We start from the raw sequence: 21427 nt of genomic DNA on the forward strand, positions 1-21427 counted from the left end.
GGATAGGGCCTATGAAAGTCGAACGTTGAATCGGTGATGGAAACGATGTTTCAGATTGAGAGATGCTGCTCCCGCGCCGGGGCGAAACCATCGGAAAAAGGAACGGAAATGAAGACCTACGAACAAGCTATCAACGATCACTACAGCCGGGACAATCTCACCGACAGCATTCAGTCGGCGCTTGACAGGAGTGGACACGTCGTCTCTTCACACGAGGATACCGCCGGGTTTGATGAATTTCACATCCGGGGACGAGAGGCCACGCGGGAGCTGGCCGATTTGGCCGGGCTGGAAAAGGGGATGACGGTTCTTGATCTGGGGTGTGGGATCGGCGGACCTGCGCGGACCCTGGCGGCGGAGTACGGGTGCATCGTGACCGGGATCGATCTCGTGGCGGAATACTGCCGGGCCGCGGAAATGTTGACGGCAAAGGTCGGCCTCTCGGAACGGGTTCGTTTTCAGCACGGCGATATGACGGCATTGCCTTTTGATCCGGAGACTTTTGATGTCGTTTGGACATTGCACACCACCATGAACATCGAGAACAAGGCGGCGCTTTTTTCAGGGGTGGCTCGGGTGCTCAGGCCCGGAGGGCTCCTGGCCCTCTACGAGGTGTGCTCAGGGGATGTCAAGCCGCCGTATTATCCTGTTCCCTGGGCAAGCGACGGCACCATCGACTTCCTTGTCCCGTCCGATGTCCTGAAACGCCTGATTTCCGTTTCGGGGTTCACGGAAGTGGCGTGGCGGGACGTTTCTACGGCGTCCCTGGACTGGCTGAGACGGACGATAGATGCCAAAAAAACCGCAGCCGCAGCGGGCGCTCCCCGAACCGTGGGGCTGGGTGTCGTGATGGGCAAGACGGCGGCTCAGAAAAGCGGCAACATGGTTCGGAACCTCGATGAGGATCGGATTCGTATCTTCCAGGGTGTTTTCCGGCGTGCTTCCTGAGCCGACGTTTACGTGTCCTCCTGGTGGAAATTCTTGAAAAAATCCATCACGAAATCGATGTGATGTTTCATGGCTGCAAAAGCGCCTTCGGCATCCCGGTTTTTGATGGCCTCGATGATGGCGACGTGCTGGTTGAAGATCTGGTCGATGTTGCTGGGGTCTTCGTATAGATACCGGAGGTTTTCCTTGATCCCGATAAACAGGAAATCGAAGAAGATCTTCATCAGGTAGATCTGAACCGGATTTTTGGTCGCATAGGTGATGGCCATATGAAACGATACGTCCGCCTCGTTTCCCAATTCGCCGTTTCGGATCTGATCTTCCAGTTCCTTAAGGCTTTTTTCGAGAAATCCAATATCCTTCTCATCCGCCCGTCGAGCCGCGAGGGCCGCTGCGTTGGTTTCCAGACCCATCCTTACCTCGAGCAGGTCCGTGAGCGAGGCATCCTGATTCTCCATGGCAACGGCGAGGGGGCTCTTCCGGATGGATTCGGTGCCGCGTACGAAGGTGCCTTGTCCCTGCTTCTGATCCAGAAATCCCATCACTACCAGTTTTCTGAGGGCATCCCTGACCGAGGTTCGGCTGACGCCCAGGGCGTCAGCCAACTCCCGTTCCGGCATGATTTTTTCGCCGGGTTTAAGTTCGCCTCGGAAAATGAGCTCTCTCAGCTGTTCGAAGACCTGGTCGGATATTCGCTTGGGTTTGATCGGCTTGAGTTCAATTTTCATGTCGTTTCAATTGCTCCGCGTAAATTTCGACGGGATGCCTGACGGCAACGCGATCTCCGGATCTCGAAAGGGCGTCGGCAATCTGAAGCATGCATGCCGGGCACCCGGTCGCCACGGACGAGCATCCGGTCGCCACGATATTGTCCCGTTTCTGGCGGCCGATAGTAGAAGAAATTCCATAATACTGCAAATTAAAACTGCCCCCCATGCCGCAACACCAGTCGGACGATGCCATCTCCTTCAACTGATAACGGGGGTTCGCCTTGATCATGGCCCTGGGCTCCACCGAGACGCCCAACGCTTTTTTCAGGTGGCAGGGATCGTGATACGTGATGACTTCGGGTGGATTTTCGGTGTCGCCGCCAACACCGCGGACCGGGGGGGCAAGCCCGATGATATTGACCATAAACGCATTGATATCCATCGTTTTTTCAGCGATCCGCTCCACCCTTCGCAACAGCCCCATGTCGCCGTTTCCCGCAGCTTCGGCCATGGCCGGCCAAACCTCCTTGAAGGTTGAGGTGCAGGTGGCGCAGGCGGTGACGAGATAATCGAACTCACCGGGGTTGAAGCTGTTGAGATTATGCTCCAGGAGACTTCTGAAGGTTTTCATGTCTCCGGAGGAAACAGCCGGGATCCCGCAACAGGCCTGGTTCTCCGGCAGGACAATGCCGACTTCGTGATAGGTGAGCACGTCGACGACCGCCTGGGCGATGTGCGGGAAGATCTTGTCGATGAGGCACCCCACGTAAAAGGCGGCGCGAACGCCGGATTTTCCCGGACGGGTTTTCAGAACCGGCACCATCTTGTGAAAAGGGGTTTCCGCCAGATTTTTGAAATGTCGGCGGCCAAGCAGCGGGGAAATGACCCTTGCGCAGGATGTGCCCACGACGTCGTTTACGGGCCGGGTGAAGACTTTCTGGAATCTGGCACCCCATTCGGCCATTCGATCGAACAACTCGGGGTGGGCCAACATGCCTCTCAGCACCAGTTTTTTCGCCGGCGGAAGGTCCATGTATCCGGTGAGGATGGCCCTTGCCTTCATGAAAATTTCCAGAACATTGACACCCGAGGGACAGTTTGCGGCGCAGGACCCGCATAACAAACACTTGTTAAGCCGTTCGTAAACCCCTTCCGGATCCTTGAACATCTCGTGCATCAAACCGTCCAGGAGCGCCAGTTTACCCCGGGCAACGTCCGCCTCACGGCCGGTCTGGTCGTAAAGGGGGCAAACCGACTGGCACATGCCGCACCGCATGCAAACCACGAGCTGATCTTCGAGCTCCTTCATCAGATGGGCGAGCGCTTTCATATCGGACATGATCAGCCTCCTATTATCTTGCCGGGATTCAAAATGTTCCTGGGGTCGAGCGCCGCCTTGACGGCGCGGGAATACTGGATGGTGGCAGGACTGGTCTCTTTTTCCAGAAAGCATGACTTGGCAATGCCGGTGCCGTGTTCGCCCGACAGCGTACCGCCCATGGCAAGAGCCTTGTCGAAAATCGCTGCGATGGCGGCTTCAACCCGCTCCCACTCCTCGGTATTTCGCTTGTCCGTCAGAATGGTGGGGTGAAGATTTCCATCCCCGGCGTGACCGAACGTGCCGATTTCGAGACGGTATTTTGCCGCGATATCCTGCATGGCCTGAACCATCTCGGGAATCCGGCTTCGGGGGACCGTGGCATCCTCCAGCACCAGGGTGGGCTTGAGTTTGGCGAGGGCTGACAGGGCGCTGCGCCGGGCAGCCCAGACCTTGTCGCGTTCGGCATCGTCCTTGGCGACACGAATGTCGACGGCGCCCTGTTGCCGGCAGATTTCCTCCACCTTTACGGCGTCCTCCTCGACCATGGCGGGGTGGCCGTCAACCTCGATGAGAAGAAGGGCCGCGGCGTCGGTGGGAAGGCCTGCCCGGCTGTAGCTTTCCACGGCGCGGATCGTAAAATTGTCCATGAATTCGAGGGTACAGGGGATGATCCGGGCGGCAATAATGGCCGCCACCGCCTCGGATGCCTTGATGATCTGATTGAAGACGGCCATCATGGCTTTGCGATGCGCCGGGAGGGGAATGAGTTTCAGCGTGATTTCATCGAAAACGCCAAGGGTTCCCTCGGATCCCACCAGGAGACCGGTCAGATTGTAGCCGGTGGCGCATTTGACGGTTTTTGCGCCGGTCTTGACGATCTCCCCGTTCGTATCAAAGAACTTCAACCCCATGACATAATCCGAAGTGACACCGTATTTGAGGCCCCTGAGGCCGCCGGCGTTCTCCGCGACGTTTCCACCAAGGGTCGAAACGGCTTGGCTTCCGGGGTCCGGCGGATAGAAGAGCCCTTTGGCCTGGGCGGCCGCGGCGAACTGGGCGGTCACCACTCCGGGCTGAACCACGGCGTACATGTCCGCTTCATTGATTTCCAGGATCCGCTTCAGGCCGTTGGTCAGAATGACGACACCTTCCCGAGCCGTGGGAACGGTGCCGCCGCTCAGGTTGGTGCCCGCTCCGCGCACGGTGACGGGCAGACCGTTCTCGCCGCAGACCTTCACGCTGCGACCCAGCGCTTCACTGGTCGTGGGACGGATCACCAATGCGGGGACAACCGGCTTGACCACGGCGGCGTCGTAGGAGTAGGTGAGAAGGTCTGCGTCGTCGGTGAAGACATTCTCGGCACCCACGATGTTCTTGAATTCCTTGATGAGAGCGGGATTGAGCATAGGGTTCGTCTCCTAAAAATTGGTTTAGCGTTCGCTTGACGCCAAGACAGGCTGATCAAGTACGCCAATCAACGGAAATCGGTTAATGGTAGTACCAAAATCAAAAAATACCAATGCGATGTATCGACAACTGTCAATATTTGGATAACCTATTTAATCGTTTAAGTATCATTCATAATATTTTATTTCAAGTATTTTTTTCTTGACATCGAAAAAGGGCTCATTTATAAATTATGGTCATACCATTGATCAAAATAACCTTTTAGTGTGTTGAAAAGGCGATCGCCCGCAGCGATACGTCCATAATCTCCAACAAAAAAATCAACCGAAGCGCAGAAAAAACGATATTTGTCTTTTCCTGAGACACCGTGGGGTCGATCGAAACATTTCCCGACCACGGGAAGTAATCATTCGGAAACAGAGGAGAGGTGATGCGTCAATATCCCCCAAAACCCGAAAAGGTCTACTTTTTCGGCACCTGTCTGATCGACATGGCCTATCCGGAAGCGGGTATGGCCGCTATCCATCTCATCCAACGCGAAGGCGTGGAGGTCGTCTTTCCGCACGAACAGTCCTGTTGCGGTCAGCCGGCTTACAACTCCGGATTCCCGGAGGAGGCTCGTCGGGTGGCGGAAAAACAGTTGGAGATATTCTCCAAGCCCTATCCGATAGTCGTCCCGTCAGGCTCATGCGCGGGTATGATGCGCCACCATTATCCCAGACTTTTCGCGAAAGATCCGGGTCTATCCCGGGTCAAAGCCTTTTCGGAGCGGATTTTCGAGCTGACGGAATTTCTGGTCCATGTTCTCCACATCCAGCTGGAGGACCGGGGGGAGCCGGTCACCGTGACATGGCATTCCTCCTGTCACGCCGCTCGGGAGATGGGCGTCATCGAAGACAGCAAATCTCTTATCAGGCAGCTTGGAAACGTCAAACTGGTGACGCTTGAAAACGAGCACCAGTGCTGCGGATTCGGCGGCACTTTTGCGGTCAAGCAACCGGAGATTTCCGAGGCAATGGTGACGGACAAGATCGACGATATCCGGAAGACGGGCGCCGCGGAGGTGCTGGGCGGCGACTGCGGCTGTCTCATGAACATTACCGGCGCCATGAGCTATCGGCGGATACCGATCACCGGTCGACATATCGCCGAATTCATATGGGAGCGCATTCATGACTGAAACCCAATTCGACTTTCAGGCCAATATCCGTAAAGCCCTGGCCAACCGACAGCTGAGATCGAACCTCTCGTTCGCAATGGGCAGCATGACCGCCAAGAGAAAGGCGATCTTCAGCGATGCAGCGGCTTTCGAGGCGCTCAGGGCCCAGGGAAACGCCATCCGGAGGCGTGCCTTGCTCCAACTGCCGGAACTGCTTGAGCGGCTCGAAAAGAAATGCATCGAAAACGGCATGTCGGTCCACTGGGCCGAAACAACCGATGAGGCCAACCGGATCGTTCTCGGCATTCTTCGGGATCATCATGCCCGGCGGTTGGTCAAGGGCAAATCCATGGTCTCCGAGGAGATGCATCTCAACCGGTTTCTCGCCGACCACGGTGTCGAGTCCCTTGAAACGGATCTGGGGGAATTCATCATTCAGCTCGACGGGGAGACGCCGTCCCATATCATTGTCCCGGCCATTCACAAAAACAAGCAGGAGATCGCCAGGACCTTCCACGAGAAGATTCCGAACACGCCCTACACGGAGGCCGTCGAGGAGCTCAACGCCATCGCCCGGAAAACCCTTCGACGGAAGTTTTACGAAGGGGAGGTCGGGTTGAGCGGCGTCAACATGGCCGTTGCCGAAACCGGCACCCTCTGTCTCGTCGAAAATGAAGGCAACGGCCGAATGTGCACCACGGTTCCACCGGTTCACATCGCCGTGATGGGGCTTGAAAAGGTCGTGGAAAAGCTTTCCGACGTGCCGCCGCTGCTGCGGCTTCTCACGGGCTCGGCCACCGGACAGCTCATCACAACCTATGTCAACATGATCTCGGGGCCGAGAAAGCCCGACGAAAAGGACGGACCCCGGGAAATCCATCTGATCCTTCTGGATAACGGGCGCTCCCGGATACTGTCCGATGAACAACTGCGGCAGACGCTTCAATGCATCCGGTGCGGGACCTGCCTCAACCATTGTCCTGTCTACACCCGTATCGGCGGGCATGCCTATGGCTTCATCTATCCCGGTCCCATCGGAGAGATCCTGACCCCTCAAATGGAGGGGCTCGACAAAGCCGGCGGCATTCCCACGGCCTCGACGCTCTGCAATGCCTGCGAGGAGGTCTGTCCGGTGAAGATTCCCATACCGGATCTGATCCGACGGCTCAGGAACGAAAGTTACGACCCGAACGGATCGGTGCCGGGGCACGGATTCAAACGGACGTTTGCCGAGGCCGCCGTGTGGAAGGCATGGGCGCTGGTCAATCGCCACCGGGGCTTGAACGCCCTCGTCACGAAAATGGCGCCTGTTTTGAGTCCGATCCTGCCGCGTTTAGGCCCTCTTGAGGCATGGACCCGTGGTCGGATCCGACCGCGTTTTTCCCAAAAAAGCCTTCATGAGAGGGTCAGAGAGAAAGGGATCAAGGATGCCTGAAAAATCACGTGAACGGATCTTGCGAAGAATAAGCAGTGCTCTGGGAGATCGACGGAACCTTCCGTCTGTTCCCGCACCGCTTCAAACGCCTCCTTTGAGCCGGGAGGAAAAGATCGAACAACTGAAAACCCGGATGACGGCAATGCGAAGCGAGGTGCATGTGGTCCCGAAAGGGGACCGTGACGCGCTGTGGACGGATCGTCTGAAGACCATCGTCGTCGAAAAAGGGCTGAAGCAGATGCTCTACGCCCCCGGGACGCCGGTGGGAGACGCCGTGGCAGCGGCATGGGCTGCAGGGGATGCGGGACTTCCCGTACTCGAACCCTACGACGCACCGGTGGAAACCTTCAAGGAAGCCCTTTTCTCTATGGATGCGGGCATCACCGCGACCATGGGCGGCATCGCCGACACCGGCGCTCTGATCCTCTGGCCCGACGAAAACGAACCCCGTCTCATGTCCCTCGTCCCCGAGGTCCACATCGCCGTTCTTGACGCCGATCGCATCTATGAGAGCTTTTCCGAAGCGATGGAGAAATGCGTGTGGGCCGACGGGATGCCCACCAACGCGCTCCTGATATCCGGACCGTCCAAAACCGCCGATATTGAACTGGTGTTGGCGTTCGGTGTTCACGGGCCCAAAGAACTGGTGGTCCTGATCTTGACCTGATAAAACATGGATAGCACCGGCCGGCCAGAGGTAGCCGGTGTTTCTGTAACTACGTGGCCTTCGATTTTCGTAATGTCGACCGGAAACCGGTGAAGCCTTTCCTGGAATTCACCGCCCCACGGAAGTCGAAGGTTGAATCATCATAACCGTCAACAGCTTTTTATTTTTACATGGAGGACCGATGAGTTTAGGATTTCAATCTTTCATGGCGGTGCTGCCCATTCTGACGGCAGCCGTTCTTCTGGTGGGATTTCGTTGGCCGGCAAAATGGGCCATGCCCATCTGCTACGTGGTAGCCGTTCTGATTTCATTTATTTTCTGGCATGTGGATGTCGTGCGCATTGTCGCATCGACGATCCAGGGGCTTTTCATCACCGCAGACATTCTGTTTATCATTTTCGGCGCCATTCTGCTGCTCAACACTCTCAAACATTCAGGCGCCATCAGCGCCATTCGAACCGGTTTTACCAAAATCAGTCCGGACAGGCGGGTGCAGGTCGTGTTGACGGCCTGGTTGTTCGGTGCCTTCATCGAGGGGGCCTCGGGGTTCGGCACCCCTGCAGCCATCGCGGCGCCCTTGATGGTGGCGATCGGGTTTCCGGCATTGGGGGCCGTCATGATCGGCATGATGATCCAGAGCACCCCCGTAACCTTCGGGGCTGTGGGAACCCCCATTCTCATCGGTGTCAAGGGGGGGCTGGAAAATCCCCAGCTGACGGCCCTGCTGGCCGAGGTAGGCATGGATTTCAGCCAGTATCTTCAGCTGATTACAGCTGCATCCGCCATCTTCCACGCCATTGCGGGAACCTTGATTCCCACGTTTATGGTGGTGATGATGACGCGTTTCTTCGGCAGGAACAAATCGTGGACCGAAGGCCTGTCGATTTTGCCGTTCTCCATCATGGGCGGCCTTGCTTTCACCATACCGTATATGTTGACCGGTATATTTCTCGGCCCTGAATTTCCCAGCCTCATCGGCGCGCTCATCGGTATGGCCATTATGACGACCGCAGCCACCAAGGGGTTCCTGGTACCCAAGGACATCTGGGATTTCCCGCCCCGGGAAGAATGGGAACCCGGCTGGATGAGCCAGATGGAAATCAAACTGGATGCCCTGACCTCTAAAAAACCCATGAATCTCACCCTGGCATGGATTCCTTACCTGCTGGTGGCCATTATCCTCGTGCTGACGCGGTTGGGACAGCTGCCCCTGGGTACCTGGCTCAAAAGCGTCAAATTTCCCTGGTCGGACATACTCGGTACGGGCATCAGCGCTGCTTTCGTGCCCCTCTATCTGCCCGGGGCCATCCTTTGCTTCGTCGTATTGATCACTTATTTTCTCCACAAAATGAGCTGGAACGAACTCTCGCTCGCCATCAAGGAATCCAGCAGCATTCTCCTGGGCGCCGGATTCGTGCTCATTTTCACCATTCCCATGGTTCGGGTGTACATCAACTCCGGCGTCAATGCCGCCGGATATTCCAGCATGCCCCTGGCCATGGCTGAATGGGTGGCCGCCAATGTGGGGCAGGTCTGGCCTTTCTTCGCACCGCTCATCGGTGCACTGGGCGCCTTTATCGCGGGCAGCAACACGGTCAGCAACCTCATGTTCAGCCTGTTTCAGCACGGCGTCGCCCAGAATCTCGCCATTTCGGGTGTCGTGGTCGTGGCCCTTCAGGCCGTTGGCGCTGCTGCGGGGAACATGTTCTGCATCCACAATGTGGTGGCGGCATCCGCTACCGTCGGATTGCTGGGTCAGGAAGGCAACACCCTCCGCCGGACCATCATTCCAACCCTCTATTATTGCATCCTCGTCGGTATTCTCGGCCTGCTGGTAATTTATGCCATGGGATACCATGATCCTCTGAATGCTTACCTGGTGAGTCGTTAGACAGGGCGGCATAACGCGGATATCGGACTTTTTTGCAGAAACCGCAACATTGTCGCCCGTCGGTGATCGTCACGCTTTACGCCATCCTGCTCAATGTCTTACGGAAACGGCCGAGAGACAGGCTGAACAGGACGGCACCGATCACCGAGAGGGCGACAAATTGTTTCCACACGACCGCTGATCCGGCGCCGCGGTAGAGGATGGCCTGGCCCACGATCGTATCGCCTCAGTCGCTGCTCCCGCCCAATACCGCATACAGTCGCACCTTATTGCTCGCCTCCGCCAGGCGGGTGGTGATGAGGCCTTGTTGCGCGGCGTAAAGGGACCGCTGGGCATCCAGCACACTCAGGTAGGTGTCGATTCCCTTCTCATACCGGGAATTGGAAAGCCGGTAGGTTTCGCTGGTGGCCTCCACCAGGGATCGCTGCGCGTCCAGCTGATGCCCCACGGTTCCTTTGGTGGCGAGGGCATCCGCGATCTCCTTGAATGCCGCCTGAATCGCCCCCTCGTATCGTGCCAGGGTCAATTCGCGTTCGGCCTTGCTCACATCGAGGGCCGACCATATGCGGGGGTCGAAGACCGGCATGGTGATGCCCGGGGAAAACATCCAGGTGCCTGAACCCGACTTGAAGAGCCCCGACAGTTCGTCGCTTGCGGTTCCTACAGCCGTCGTGAGCGATATACGGGGGAAAAGGGCGGCCCGTGCTGCGCCGATATTGGCGTTGGCCGCCTTGAGCAGGCTTTCGGCCTGGAGAATGTCCGGGCGGCGGAGGAGCACCTCGGAGGAGATGCCGGGTGAAATGTCCGGCGGCGGTGTGACGCTGCTCAAGCCCTCGGGGAGCAGGTGGGCGGCTACCGGAGTGCCCACCAGCAGGTTCAAGGCGTTCTCGTCCTGGGCCGTGAGTTCGGTGTATCGGGCCACGTCCAACCGCGCTGCATCTACTCTCTGCCGGACCTGCCACAGATCGATCTTGGGTGCGAGCCCCACATCGAAGCGGCGCTGAATCAGATGGTGGGATTCCTCTTGCGCTTCCAGGGTGGAACGGGCCAGTTGCAGGTTTTCGCGATCCGCCGCAAGGGTCAGATAAGCGTTGGCCGTTTCGGCTATCAGTAATATCTGGGCGCTGCGACGGGCATATTCCGTGGCCAGATATTCCTCCATAGCCTGCTTTTCCAGGCTTCGAATACGGCCGAAGAAGTCGATCTCCCAGGCAGTGGTGCCGATGTCCGCTCGATACTCCTCTATGGTGCGTGAATTCCCGGTACTGGAAAGATCGGCGGGCACCCGTTCCGCATAGCCGCTGCCCACGGCATCGATTCGCGGCAACAGCTCCGCCCGCTGAATCCGGTAGAACGCCCGGGCTCGCTCCACGTTCAAGGCGGCCACCCGCAGGTCGCGATTGTTTGCCAGGGCCGTTTCAATGATCCTCGAAAGTCGTTTGCCGGTGAAGAATTGTCGCCATTGCAGATCGGCAGCCGGCGGCGCCTGTCGTCCGGACACGGTGCCGTCGTAGGCCGGACCTGTCGGCCACTGGTCGGGTACCGGCGCATCCGGACGAGAATATTCCGGGATCATGGTGCATCCCGTCAACAGCAAGGCCGCCAGTGCCCCGAGTGAAATAATCTTTATTCTCATATCAACGTCCCTCCGAGGAAACGGCGGCATCCGAAACGGCGACTTCGGACCGATCCGATGTTTTTCTGCTGAACAATTGAACCACCATAACATAGAAGAGCGGTATAAACGGCGTCGCCAGAAAGGTGGCGGCAACCATACCCCCCAGGACGCCCATGCCGATGGCGGTTTGAGCGCCGGCGCCCGCGCCGGCGGCCACGGCCAGGGGAAGAACGCCGAAGCCGAAAGCCAGCGAGGTCATGATGATGGGGCGAAGCCTCAGCTTCGCGCCCTCCAGGGTGGCCTCCACCAGCCCCATGCCCTCCTTCACCTTTTCCATGGCGAACTGAACGATCAGGATGGCGTTCTTGGTGGTCAGCCCCAGAACCGTGAGGAGTCCGATCTGAAAGTAGACATCGTTGGGAAACCCTCGAAACGATGAAGCGATCACGCTGCCGATAATGCCCAGCGGCAAGGTCAGCACGATGGAAATCGGAACGGTCCAACTTTCGTAAAGGGCTGCCAGACACAGAAAAATCACGATCATCGAAAAGGCGTAGAGCAGCGGCGCCTGGGACTTGGTCATTCGTTCCTGGTAGGATAATCCCGTCCAGTCGAAGCCGATGCCTTTAGGCAGCTTCGAAGCGATCTCTTCCATGGCCTGCATCGCCTCTCCGGAACTCTTCCCCTGGGGCGGCGCCCCCCAGATATTCATGGAAGGGAAGGCGTTGAAGCGTTCAAGCCGAGGGGATCCATAGGTCCAGCGTCCCGAAGAAAAAGAGGTGAAGGGCGTCATCGTGCCTGCTGCATTGCGCACGTAAAGCTTGTCGATGTCGTTGGGCAGCATGCGATAAGGCGCGTCGGCCTGGACATACACCCGCTTGACCCGTCCACTTTGAATGAAATCGTTGACATAGGCGCTCCCAAAGGCCGCCGAAATCGTGGTGTGGATGGCGTCGATGGGCACTCCCAGGCTTCCGGCCCTTTCCCAGTCCACATCGATGCGGTATTGCGGCACGTCCTCCAGTCCATTGGGTCGGACACGCGTCAACCTGTCGTCTTTGGCGGCCATGCCCAGCAGCTGGTTTCTGGCTGCCATCAATGCGTCATGACCCACGCCGCCGCGGTCCTGCAATTGAAAGTCGAACCCGCCGGCCTGCCCCAGTTCGACAACCGCCGGCGGCGGGAAGGCAAACACCCTTGCGTTGCGGATCCCGGCGAACCGTTTCATGGATCGCTCCACCAGGGCGCCCACCTTCAGATCCGGCCGGTTGCGCAGATCCCAGTCCCTGAGCATGACAAATGCCAGCCCGGCGTTCTGCCCTGCTCCCGAGAACCCCCTTCCGGCCAGCGTGAAACAGCTCTTTACGGCCTCTTTTTCATTTTCCAGAAGGTAATGGCGAACCTCGGTCATGACGCGTTCGGTCTGCTCCAAAGTCGAACCCGCCGGCAGGGTCGCCTGGATATACATGATGCCCTGGTCCTCATCCGGCAGATAGGCGGTGGGCATTCGTTGGAACAGGAATCCCAGCACCACTACGATCAGGAGATAAACCAGCACATAGCGAAGTTTTCTGCCGAGGATATGACCCACCATCGCCTGGTACTGATCTCTGAACCGATTGAAGGATCGTTCGAACCACCTGAAAAAAGGGCGGAACAGAAAAAAACCGGTCTCTCCGGCGCCGTGTCCCTTTGTCACCGGCTTGAGGAGCGAAGCGCACAGCACCGGCGTCAGGATCAGGGCCACCAGCACCGACAGCAGCATGGCGGCGATAACGGTCACGGAAAACTGGCGATAGATGACTCCGGTGGAGCCCCCGAAAAAGGCCATGGGACCGAACACCGCCGAAAGAACCAGTCCGATGCCGATGAGTGCGCTGGTGATCTCATCCATCGATTTTCGGGTCGCGTCCCGGGGTGACAACCCCTCTTCGTGCATGATCCGCTCCACGTTTTCCACCACGACGATGGCGTCGTCCACCAGAAGGCCGATGGCCAGCACCATGGCGAACATGGTCAGCATGTTGATGGAAAACCCGAAAAGTCCCAGCACGGCGAAGGTGCCCAGGAGGACCACCGGAACCGCCAGTGTCGGGATCAGCGTGGCCCGGATGTTTCCCATGAAAACATACATCACCAGGAAGACCAGGAGGATGGCCTCGAACAGCGTCTTGACCACTTCGTCGATGGCCACCTTGACGAAGGGGGTCGTGTCATAGGGGTACATGACCTTCATGCCGGGAGGAAAGTAATTGGATAACTCCGCCATTTTGGCCTTCACCGCATCGGCGGTATCCAGGGCATTGGCGCCCGGCGCCTGCCGAACAGCCAGGGCGGCGCTGGGCTTGCCGTCGAAAAGCGCGTTCATTTCGTATCGCTCGGTCCCCAGCTCCGTTCGTCCTACATCCCGAACCCGGACGATGGAGCCGTCCGGATTGATGCGCAGGGGAATGGCACCGAACTCCTGCGGAGTCTTGAGCAGATTCTGGACGATGATGGAAGCGTTGAGCCGCTGCCCTTCCACTGCCGGGGCAGCGCCGAACTGCCCGGCGGAGATTTCGACGTTGTAAGCGCGAAGACCGGCGATGACATCTCCGATCGTGAGCTGATAATCGTTCAGTTTGATCGGGTTCAGCCAGATCCGCATGGCGTATTGCGAACCGAAGCTCTCCACCTCCCCCACGCCCGGCACCCGTGCCAACACCTTCTCGATGTTGGATTGGGCGTAGTCCCGCAGATCGTGGCCGTCCATGCTGCCGTCTTCAGAGGTCAGACCCACGATGATGAGCCAGTTTCGGGTGGATTTGCTGACTTTGACCCCCGCCCGCTGTACCACGTCCGGAAGGCTGGCCATGGCGAGCTGGAGCTTGTTCTGTACCTGGGACCAGGCGAAGTCCGGATCGGTTCCCGGCGCAAAAGTCAGCTCGATTCTGCCGGATCCCGAAGCATCGCTGGTTGCCGACATGTACAGAAGCTTGTCGAATCCGGTCATTTTCTGTTCGATGATCTGAACCACGCTGTTTTCAACCGTTTCCGCCGAGGCTCCGGGATAGAAGGCATCGATGGCGATGGACGGCGGCGCAATGGGCGGATACTGGGATATGGGAAGATTGTAGATCGCCAGCCCGCCTCCCAGCATCAGAATGATGGCGATGACCCAGGCGAAGACAGGGCGGTCCAGAAAAAATTTCGATAACATCGATGTCCTCCGTTATTTTTCCCCGGACGGGCGATTGGCGTGGGGGGGGTCTCCATCCACCGTCAGGGCGTCCCGAGAAATGGCCTTGACGACGCTCCCGGGGCGAACATTCATCATGCCTTCAATGATCAACCGGTCCCCGGCGGAAAGACCCGAGGCCACAAGCCATTGGTCGCCGATGGCGCGGTTGAGGATCAAGATGCGCTGCCGGACGGTTTCCACATCGTCCACGATGAGCGCGACGGCTTCTCCCTTGGGATTCCGGCTCACCCCCTGTTGGGGAACGAGAATGGCCGCTTCGGCGATCCCTTCCTGGACGAGGGCCCTGACGAACATGCCGGGCAGAAGCAGATGTTCCGGGTTCGGGACCACGATGCGGACGGTGTAGGATCCTGTCGCGGGATCCACCGTGACCTCCCGGAATTGGAGCTTGCCTTCCAGGGGATACGGCGAACCGTCCTCCATAACGATGCGTACGGCCTTCCCGTTTTCCCGATCGGCGCTGAGCCGGCCGGTTTCCAGGTTGCGTTTCAAACGCAAAAGCTCGGCGGAGGACTGGGTGACGTCTACGTAGATGGGATCGAGTTGCTGAATGGTTGCCAGGGCCAGGGGCTGATACGCCGTCACCAGAGCCCCGTCCGTTACGTTGGACCTGCCGATGCGCCCGGAAATCGGGGCGTTGACCTGGGCATAACCCAGATTGATGCGGGCTGCCGCCACCTGGGTTTTCCAGTATTCGATCTCGGCTTTGGCCTGGTCCACGGCAGAGACGGCATCGTCATAGTCCTGTCGGCTTATCGCTTTGTCGACAAGTAATTCCGTGTAGCGTTCGACCCGGGATCGGATCGACGGGAGATTTGCCTGTGCCTTTCCCAGGGATGCCCTGGCAGAGTCGAGCGCCACTTGAAAGGGAGCGGGGTCGATCTGGTAAAGCAACTGTCCGGCCTTGACGTCCGAGCCTTCCCGAAATTGGCGTTTCTGGATGATGCCGTTGACCTGGGGTCGGATTTCCGCGACCCGGTAGGCGGATGTTCGCCCCGGAAGCTCGGTGGTGAGCTCAATTTTCCGCGGCGTGACGGTCACGGTGACCACCTCCGGCGGCGGGGGCGGCGCGGCCTGCTGTTCCCCGTATCCTTTTCCACAGCCCCATAACAAAAAAAGCGCTGACAGAACCGTCAACGTCCTGGTCCATGCCGATGGTTCATAACCGTTTTTATTCAATTGCATCAAAAAACCTCCAAAATATGGAATGCCGATCTGGATCGTTTAAAAAAAAATATCATGGTGGTGTCAACCCTTTAAAAAAGATATCCAGGATGGTGTCGGGATCCTCCGGATAGGGATAACGCTCGGGTGCCTCCAGCCAGAGCAGCAAAAAAGCGTCGATGATACTGTCGAGGGCCACGGCGAGCTGATAGGGCGAGGCAATGTTCCTGAAACGCTTGTTCCGAATGCCGCTTTCGAAAACCAATGCCAGCTTTTCCAGAAAATCGCGGTATCGTTTCCGAATCGTCTCGTCAAGGCCCGCCTTGATATTGAAGGTTATCCCCTTGCTTTCGGCAAGAAACAGGCGCACGAAGGGCAGATTGTTGCGGAACTTTTCGCTTCTGCCTTGAACATAGTTCTGCAGTTTTTCAATCTCGGTTCCCGGTGCTTCGAGCACTTTCGTGAGCGCCGACTCGAAGTTGTCGCACTGTTCCAGGACCAGCGCCGTATAAAGATCCTCCTTGTTCTGAAAGAACTTGTACAGGGTACCGATGGCGAACTCCGCTTTTTCGGCGATTTCCTGAACAGTTACATTATGGTAGCCTTTCTCCGAGAAGAGTTCGAGTGCGGCGGCAAGCATCTCCTGGCGTTGACGCAGTTTCTCTCTTTCCCGCCGGGAGAGCTTCGTCTTTTTCATGGATCGCTCCTTTTACCGTTCCGGTGAATAGTTATTGTGAAATGTGAATAAGTATTCATAATATGTAATGCGACGTCATTGTGTCAAGAGTGATTTCATGGATTCGATGGGAACGGGAAGAAGCACGGATCGTCAACATGGCGCCGGTGAATATTTTTTCAAGCCGCCTTTTCGGGTGACATGGACATTTCCCGGAAGACCTGTTCCGCGGTTCTGAAGGTCATGAGGGAAACAGCCGTGCGAAAACCGCGCCCATCCCCATAAGAATCATGACAATGGCCGCAAAAGCGACGGCGGCCCTGAGGTTGAAGACCCTGGACAGCTTCAGGGTGTAGCTTTCGGTTTCACAATTGTAACGCAGGTGTCTGAACAAATGAAGAAACACGGCGGCGATCAGTCCCCCGATCATCAGGTTGACGGTTGGGCCGGAAGTGGGGAAAAGGTCGAGAAGATGCGCGGGGAGGCCCGTCCAGTCGACGACAAGCCTGCTGAATCGGATGACGAGGTATCCGATGCCGATCCCCATAAAGATGCTGTAGAACATCATTATCGAGATCAGTACCCAGTTGAGCAAAATCAATCGTATCCAGTCCTCGAGACGTTTTTCGGAATTTCGGGCCATGAGAGAATCTCCCTTGATCCGATATCTGCGGTATGCCTCGGCCTTCCGCGATACGGTGTGCATCGACTGCTCGGTACGCCTCGAGGTTCACATGTCTCGATTTCGAGATCCTTCCAACACCGTCTGAAAATCGATTCTTGCGCATGCATCTTTCGGATCTTCGGAAAGATATGGCTTTCGAGGGGCATCGGCAACCCCTCCGGGGATTGACGGTTGTCGCAGGCTACACCGTTGCGGCCTTGTTCCGGGAACGGATGACCGCCCTCAGACAAGCGGTAAGGGTTTCTCTGGGCTGCAACCCGATGAACCGTCGGACCTCCCGGCCGTCAATGAAAACGACCAGAGTGGGGACACTTTGGATCCGCAGGGTTTCGGCTGTCCGGCGGTGCCGATCGAGATTCATTCGGCCGATCAGGGCCTTGCCTTTTAAGTCATCGGCGACCCGCTCGATAATGGTCGCCTGCACCCGACAGGGAGAACACCATGACACATAATAGTCGATCAGCGTGATTCCCTGCCGAATCGTTTTGTTATGGTGTTCGAAAGAAGCGATATCCATGGTTTTCATGAAAACCTCGGGGTGATGAAACACTGCTGTTGAATTTTTTCAATAATTATCAAGGAATGTGCCATGACGGTTCGGTCGCGGGTTTTTTGGGGGGTCCCGGTATCCCGGCATGGAGACGAGACCATGTTCCGCTTCGCCGTCAAGGTTATAAAATCGGTCTTGACGGCAATCCTTTGCGTTACTAATAAAAGATAAACGTTACTTTAACGTTACTGTAACGCAAAGATTGCGGACACGAACAACATGACCATTAAAAAGAATAATCCATATTCACGGGATTCGAGAAGGATGACCGATATCCTGACTCGGACGCCGACAGTGCCGGACCCCCGGATTGCCGGCCTCGTTCTGGAGTCCATGGCCGACGGCGTGTTTACCCTTGACGAGGCGGGGCGCATCACACTCTGGAATCCGGCCATGGAGCGCATCTCGGGCTATCGGGCCGAGGAGGCCGTGGGACGCAGCTGCGGGCTGTTGAGCTTTACCCATTGCCTTGGGAAAAAGGAACCCACCAGCTTCAAGGAATGCGGTATTTACGAGAAAGGTTCAGTCGATGCCCAGGAGTACGTCCTTCGTCACAAGGACGGACACGACGTTCCGGTTCTCAAGAGTGCTCGATTGGTCCGGGATGAGAACGACAGGGTGATCGGGGTCGTTGAAACCGTTACGGACCTGACGGAGCTGCGTACCATGCAGCATCGGGTGGCAGCGGTCTCCAGGCGTCTGGGAGAACTCCATCAATTCGGCAATATCATCGGCAAAAGTCATGTCATGCAACAAGTCTTCGAGGCCATCGAAGCCGCTGCGGCCAGCGAAGCCACCATCCTCATAGCCGGAGAAAGCGGAACCGGTAAAGAGCTGGTTGCCGGCGCCATCCATTACAACAGCATCCGCGCGGAGATGCCCATGGTCACGGTCAACTGCAGCGCATTGGCGGAGTCTCTCCTGGAAAGCGAACTTTTCGGCCATGTTCGGGGAGCGTTCACCGGAGCCGCTCGAGATCGGAAGGGGCGCTTCGAGGAGGCCGATGGTGGGACCGTCTTTTTAGACGAGATTGGTGAGATCAGCCCGCTTATTCAGGTCAAGTTGCTTCGGGTGCTGCAGGAGCGCGAGATCGAACGGGTCGGCGAATCGAAGCGACGCCGAATCGACATCCGGATTATCGCAGCGACACACCGGGACCTGTTCGATCGTGTCCGACGGGGAGAGTTTCGGGAAGATCTATACTATCGTCTCAAGGTGTTTCCCATCCATGTGCCGCCGCTGCGGCTGCGCAAGGAAGATCTGCCGCTTCTGGTGAGCCATTTCATCGGCGTCCAGAACCGGAAAACCGGCAAGGCGATCCGGGGCGTATCCGCCGAGGCCATGCGTATCCTTATGGACTACAGCTGGCCCGGCAATGTTCGGGAACTCGAGAATGCCGTGGAGCACGCCTTCGTTCTTTGCGCCGATGCCGACATAGACGTGTTCGATCTGCCCGTTGAAATCCGGCAGTGTGAATATCGACCGTTGCCCTCCATGGAACCGTCGCAATCCATGAAATCGGAAGACCGGAGAGAACCGCCGACGCGCGAACGGCTCATTGCGCTGCTCGATGAGTGCGCCTGGAACAAGGCCGAGGCGGCTCGACGCATCGGCGTCAGCCGGACGTCCGTTTGGAAATATATGAAGAAATGGCATATACCCCTGCAACCCGATGATTGCTGACGCACTATGTCGGCACATTGTTTGCATTAAATTGTATGTTCATCATACGGGCGGCGTTTCCCCGGTCGATAATCGTGCTGACAGGGGAGAGCCTCCGGCCATCATACAGGAGGAAAATCATGGTCACCATTATGACGGTGGGAGCCGCCGTATCCTCCGGCGAGTTCAGCGACGAGATCGGCGCCAGGGATGCCGCGAAAGCGGTAAGCGTCGATTCAGGGGGTGCGGCTTTGGATATGCTTTTGGAAAAACAGGTGGATCTCGTTATCGTCGATGAGACTTTGAAAGACATGTCCGGGCTTGACCTTGCTCGACAGGTCGCCGTCAAAAATCCGTTGGCCGCGGTTGCGCTGGTCAGCCCGCTTTCCGAAGAGGCCTTTCATGAGACCACTGAAGGGTTGGGGCTTCTCGCCCAGTTGCCGCCTCATCCCAGGCGATCGGACGCCCGGGTTCTTCTCGAAAAATTTGCGCGTGTCGTCCGGATGACCGAGCGTGTGGGAGGGTGAGGGATGATCATCAGCGTTGCCAGCGGTAAAGGCGGAACCGGAAAGACCACCATTGCGGTCAATATGGCTGCTTCGGCACCCGAAAGCGCTCAGTTGTTGGACTGTGACGTAGAGGCGCCCAACGCCCATCTGTTCCTGAATCCATCGATTTACGAGACCGAACCGATCTTTGTTCCGGTCCCCGAGATCGATGAAACCAAATGCACCCATTGTAAAAAATGCGCTGAGATCTGTCGTTTCAAGGCGATTGCCGTCATCGGCGAGACGGTGCTGACCTTCCCCGAGATGTGTCACAGCTGTGGCGGATGTGTTGTTGTATGCCCGGAATCCGCCGTTACGGAAACCGGCCGCCGCATCGGTGAGATTGAAAAAGGCCGGGCCGGTGAGATCGATTTCGTCCATGGACGTATGCGGGTGGGGGAAGCCATGTCGCCGCCCCTGATCCGGAAGGTTCGGGCATGTCGCGACCCCCGGAAAACCACCATAATCGACGCCCCGCCGGGAACCTCATGTCCGGCCGTGGCCGCCGTCAAGAAGACGGATTTTGTCCTCATGGTCACCGAGCCGACACCGTTCGGCCTTCATGACCTGAAACTGGCTGTTGGAGCTGTCCGGATACTCGGTATCCCGTGCGGTCTGGTGATCAATCGGTCCGACATCGGCAACGATCGCGTCCGGGAATATGCCGCCGATGCCGACATTCCGGTGCTGATGGAGATTCCTTTCGATCGGAAAATCGCCGGCGCGTATTCACGGGGGATTCTTATGATCGATGCATTGCCCGAATGGAAGGAGCGCTTCGAGACATTGTACAGAGACATCGCGGACTGCGTGAGGCGGGGGTGCGAACGATGAAAGAGTTGGTGGTGATCAGCGGCAAGGGCGGCACGGGTAAGACCAGCATTACGGCGTCCCTGGCTGTGATTGCAAAAAACATGGTGGTTTGTGATGCGGACGTGGATGCTGCGGACCTTCACCTTCTTTTGCAGCCCGATATCCGAAAGGAGACCGATTTTAAAGGCGGAAACACCGCCGTCATTGCATCCGAACGATGCACTGGATGCGGTACTTGTATGACGCTCTGTCGATTCGAGGCCGTGAGTGAGGATGTTCAGGGGAAATTCAGGATCGATTCCATCGACTGTGAGGGTTGCGGGGTCTGCGTTGATTTCTGCCCGGAAAAGGCCATTGATTTCCCGGAAAATACGTGCGGACAATGGTTCGTTTCCGATACACGGATCGGTCCCATGATTCACGCCCGTCTGGGTCTGGCCGAAGAAAATTCCGGAAAACTGGTCACCTTGATCCGCCAGGAGGCCCGGTCCTTCGCCGAAAAGCATCATCTGGGGCTGATCATCACCGACGGCCCCCCGGGGGTAGGGTGCCCGGTCATCGCCGCCATCGGCGGTGCGGCGACTGTTCTGATCGTGACCGAGCCAACCGTTTCAGGGATCCACGACATGGCCAGGGCAGCGGAATTGGCGATGCATTTCAAGATTCCGGCCATGATCTGCGTGAACAAGTATGATCTTAACCCGGAAAAAGCCGCCGAGATAGAGCGTTATGCCGAGCGCAACGGTATGGGCGTGGTGGGCCGGATCCCGTTCGATCCGGCGTTCACTCATGCCATGGTGGCGGGTCGTACCATTGTTGAGTATGCCCCCGACAGCGAGGTGTCCATGATATTGAAAAAGATTTGGGAGCAGATTGCCACGTCTTCGGCAATGATGGACGATGTTTGATAAAAAACGAATTTCCGAAGGAGA

19 protein-coding genes are annotated in these 21427 nt (G+C 57.3%); 10 read left to right on the forward strand and 9 right to left on the reverse strand.

The window, feature by feature from the left end; genetic code table 11:
• Positions 1–108: 108 nt before the first annotated feature.
• On the forward strand, positions 109–948 hold the full coding sequence (locus dmul_RS08535; RefSeq protein ID WP_020875677.1) for an SAM-dependent methyltransferase: 840 nt from the start codon (positions 109–111) through the stop codon (positions 946–948).
• An 8-nt stretch (positions 949–956) separates the two neighbouring features.
• Here dmul_RS08535 and dmul_RS08540 read toward each other — a convergent pair whose 3' ends face one another.
• The 3 genes from dmul_RS08540 to dmul_RS08550 are packed head-to-tail and all read right to left on the reverse strand — an operon-like array spanning position 957 to position 4385.
• A complete protein-coding gene (locus tag dmul_RS08540; protein ID WP_020875678.1) occupies positions 957–1676 on the reverse strand; it encodes a FadR/GntR family transcriptional regulator in 720 nt (239 codons plus the stop codon).
• Positions 1666–2997 (reverse strand): (Fe-S)-binding protein, encoded by a 1332-nt coding sequence (locus tag dmul_RS08545; protein ID WP_020875679.1) that lies wholly within the window; start codon positions 2995–2997, stop codon positions 1666–1668. Before dmul_RS08545 ends, dmul_RS08540 begins: the two co-directional genes overlap by 11 nt.
• Positions 2998–2999: 2 nt before the next feature.
• Entirely contained in the window at positions 3000–4385 is a 1386-nt protein-coding gene (locus dmul_RS08550; RefSeq protein WP_020875680.1) for an FAD-binding oxidoreductase, read from the reverse strand.
• A 431-nt stretch (positions 4386–4816) separates the two neighbouring features.
• On the opposite strand from dmul_RS08550, the gene dmul_RS08555 reads away from it, so the two are divergent.
• From dmul_RS08555 to dmul_RS08570, 4 genes are all read left to right on the forward strand, one after another.
• Positions 4817–5566: a (Fe-S)-binding protein gene (locus dmul_RS08555; protein WP_020875681.1), complete on the forward strand. Its 750-nt coding sequence runs from the start codon at positions 4817–4819 to the stop codon at positions 5564–5566.
• The gene (locus dmul_RS08560; protein ID WP_020875682.1) at positions 5559–6980 is read left to right on the forward strand and encodes a LutB/LldF family L-lactate oxidation iron-sulfur protein; all 1422 of its coding nucleotides are present in this window, start codon (positions 5559–5561) and stop codon (positions 6978–6980) included. The genes dmul_RS08555 and dmul_RS08560 overlap by 8 nt, the downstream gene beginning before the upstream one ends.
• Positions 6973–7647, forward strand: coding sequence for a LutC/YkgG family protein (locus dmul_RS08565; protein ID WP_020875683.1), 675 nt, complete (start codon positions 6973–6975; stop codon positions 7645–7647). The genes dmul_RS08560 and dmul_RS08565 overlap by 8 nt, the downstream gene beginning before the upstream one ends.
• A gap of 181 nt (positions 7648–7828) precedes the next feature.
• Complete coding sequence (locus dmul_RS08570) at positions 7829–9538, forward strand: L-lactate permease (RefSeq protein WP_020875684.1); 1710 nt, start codon at positions 7829–7831, stop codon at positions 9536–9538.
• A gap of 226 nt (positions 9539–9764) precedes the next feature.
• On the opposite strand, the gene dmul_RS08575 is transcribed toward dmul_RS08570, so the two are convergent.
• The 5 genes from dmul_RS08575 to dmul_RS08595 all read right to left on the reverse strand — a co-directional run bounded on the left by dmul_RS08575 (position 9765) and on the right by dmul_RS08595 (position 16880).
• Positions 9765–11174, reverse strand: a complete 1410-nt coding sequence (locus tag dmul_RS08575) for an efflux transporter outer membrane subunit (protein WP_020875685.1) — start codon at positions 11172–11174, stop codon at positions 9765–9767.
• A 1-nt stretch (position 11175) separates the two neighbouring features.
• On the reverse strand, positions 11176–14355 hold the full coding sequence (locus dmul_RS08580; protein WP_020875686.1) for an efflux RND transporter permease subunit: 3180 nt from the start codon (positions 14353–14355) through the stop codon (positions 11176–11178).
• Between the two features lie 12 nt (positions 14356–14367).
• A complete protein-coding gene (locus tag dmul_RS08585) occupies positions 14368–15582 on the reverse strand; it encodes an efflux RND transporter periplasmic adaptor subunit (protein WP_020875687.1) in 1215 nt (404 codons plus the stop codon).
• A gap of 52 nt (positions 15583–15634) precedes the next feature.
• Positions 15635–16258, reverse strand: a complete 624-nt coding sequence (locus dmul_RS08590; RefSeq protein ID WP_020875688.1) for a TetR/AcrR family transcriptional regulator — start codon at positions 16256–16258, stop codon at positions 15635–15637.
• 220 nt (positions 16259–16478) lie between these two features.
• Positions 16479–16880 carry a hypothetical protein gene (locus dmul_RS08595; RefSeq protein WP_144016404.1) on the reverse strand — a complete coding sequence of 134 codons (402 nt, stop codon included), beginning with the start codon at positions 16878–16880 and terminating at the stop codon, positions 16479–16481.
• Here dmul_RS08595 and dmul_RS21075 point away from each other — a divergent pair.
• A complete protein-coding gene (locus dmul_RS21075) occupies positions 16879–17007 on the forward strand; it encodes a hypothetical protein (RefSeq protein ID WP_257785907.1) in 129 nt (42 codons plus the stop codon). The two genes, dmul_RS08595 and dmul_RS21075, sit on opposite strands and share 2 nt — an antisense overlap.
• 96 nt (positions 17008–17103) lie before the next feature.
• On the opposite strand, the gene dmul_RS08600 is transcribed toward dmul_RS21075, so the two are convergent.
• Entirely contained in the window at positions 17104–17448 is a 345-nt protein-coding gene (locus dmul_RS08600) for a thioredoxin family protein (protein ID WP_020875690.1), read from the reverse strand.
• A 288-nt stretch (positions 17449–17736) separates the two neighbouring features.
• Here dmul_RS08600 and dmul_RS08605 point away from each other — a divergent pair, with 288 nt between their 5' ends.
• The 4 genes from dmul_RS08605 (at position 17737) to dmul_RS08620 (ending at position 21403) form a co-directional block, all read left to right on the forward strand.
• Complete coding sequence (locus dmul_RS08605; RefSeq protein ID WP_020875692.1) at positions 17737–19155, forward strand: sigma-54 interaction domain-containing protein; 1419 nt, start codon at positions 17737–17739, stop codon at positions 19153–19155.
• A 119-nt stretch (positions 19156–19274) separates the two neighbouring features.
• Positions 19275–19661, forward strand: a complete 387-nt coding sequence (locus dmul_RS08610; RefSeq protein WP_020875693.1) for a response regulator — start codon at positions 19275–19277, stop codon at positions 19659–19661.
• A 3-nt stretch (positions 19662–19664) separates the two neighbouring features.
• Positions 19665–20516, forward strand: coding sequence for an ATP-binding protein (locus dmul_RS08615; protein WP_020875694.1), 852 nt, complete (start codon positions 19665–19667; stop codon positions 20514–20516).
• Positions 20513–21403, forward strand: coding sequence for an ATP-binding protein (locus tag dmul_RS08620; protein ID WP_020875695.1), 891 nt, complete (start codon positions 20513–20515; stop codon positions 21401–21403). Before dmul_RS08615 ends, dmul_RS08620 begins: the two co-directional genes overlap by 4 nt.
• Positions 21404–21427: the final 24 nt, after the last annotated feature.

Source organism: Desulfococcus multivorans (assembly GCF_001854245.1).
GTDB lineage: Bacteria > Desulfobacterota > Desulfobacteria > Desulfobacterales > Desulfococcaceae > Desulfococcus > Desulfococcus multivorans.

Coding starts and splice junctions, on each gene's coding strand:
- dmul_RS08535 (WP_020875677.1), top strand. CDS start 109: ATGAAGACCTACGAACAAGCTATCAACGATCACTACAGCCGGGACAAT.
- dmul_RS08540 (WP_020875678.1), bottom strand. CDS start 1,676: ATGAAAATTGAACTCAAGCCGATCAAACCCAAGCGAATATCCGACCAG.
- dmul_RS08545 (WP_020875679.1), bottom strand. CDS start 2,997: ATGTCCGATATGAAAGCGCTCGCCCATCTGATGAAGGAGCTCGAAGAT.
- dmul_RS08550 (WP_020875680.1), bottom strand. CDS start 4,385: ATGCTCAATCCCGCTCTCATCAAGGAATTCAAGAACATCGTGGGTGCC.
- dmul_RS08555 (WP_020875681.1), top strand. CDS start 4,817: ATGCGTCAATATCCCCCAAAACCCGAAAAGGTCTACTTTTTCGGCACC.
- dmul_RS08560 (WP_020875682.1), top strand. CDS start 5,559: ATGACTGAAACCCAATTCGACTTTCAGGCCAATATCCGTAAAGCCCTG.
- dmul_RS08565 (WP_020875683.1), top strand. CDS start 6,973: ATGCCTGAAAAATCACGTGAACGGATCTTGCGAAGAATAAGCAGTGCT.
- dmul_RS08570 (WP_020875684.1), top strand. CDS start 7,829: ATGAGTTTAGGATTTCAATCTTTCATGGCGGTGCTGCCCATTCTGACG.
- dmul_RS08575 (WP_020875685.1), bottom strand. CDS start 11,174: ATGAGAATAAAGATTATTTCACTCGGGGCACTGGCGGCCTTGCTGTTG.
- dmul_RS08580 (WP_020875686.1), bottom strand. CDS start 14,355: ATGTTATCGAAATTTTTTCTGGACCGCCCTGTCTTCGCCTGGGTCATC.
- dmul_RS08585 (WP_020875687.1), bottom strand. CDS start 15,582: ATGCAATTGAATAAAAACGGTTATGAACCATCGGCATGGACCAGGACG.
- dmul_RS08590 (WP_020875688.1), bottom strand. CDS start 16,258: ATGAAAAAGACGAAGCTCTCCCGGCGGGAAAGAGAGAAACTGCGTCAA.
- dmul_RS21075 (WP_257785907.1), top strand. CDS start 16,879: ATGAGAGAATCTCCCTTGATCCGATATCTGCGGTATGCCTCGGCCTTC.
- dmul_RS08595 (WP_144016404.1), bottom strand. CDS start 16,880: ATGGCCCGAAATTCCGAAAAACGTCTCGAGGACTGGATACGATTGATT.
- dmul_RS08600 (WP_020875690.1), bottom strand. CDS start 17,448: ATGAAAACCATGGATATCGCTTCTTTCGAACACCATAACAAAACGATT.
- dmul_RS08605 (WP_020875692.1), top strand. CDS start 17,737: ATGACCGATATCCTGACTCGGACGCCGACAGTGCCGGACCCCCGGATT.
- dmul_RS08610 (WP_020875693.1), top strand. CDS start 19,275: ATGGTCACCATTATGACGGTGGGAGCCGCCGTATCCTCCGGCGAGTTC.
- dmul_RS08615 (WP_020875694.1), top strand. CDS start 19,665: ATGATCATCAGCGTTGCCAGCGGTAAAGGCGGAACCGGAAAGACCACC.
- dmul_RS08620 (WP_020875695.1), top strand. CDS start 20,513: ATGAAAGAGTTGGTGGTGATCAGCGGCAAGGGCGGCACGGGTAAGACC.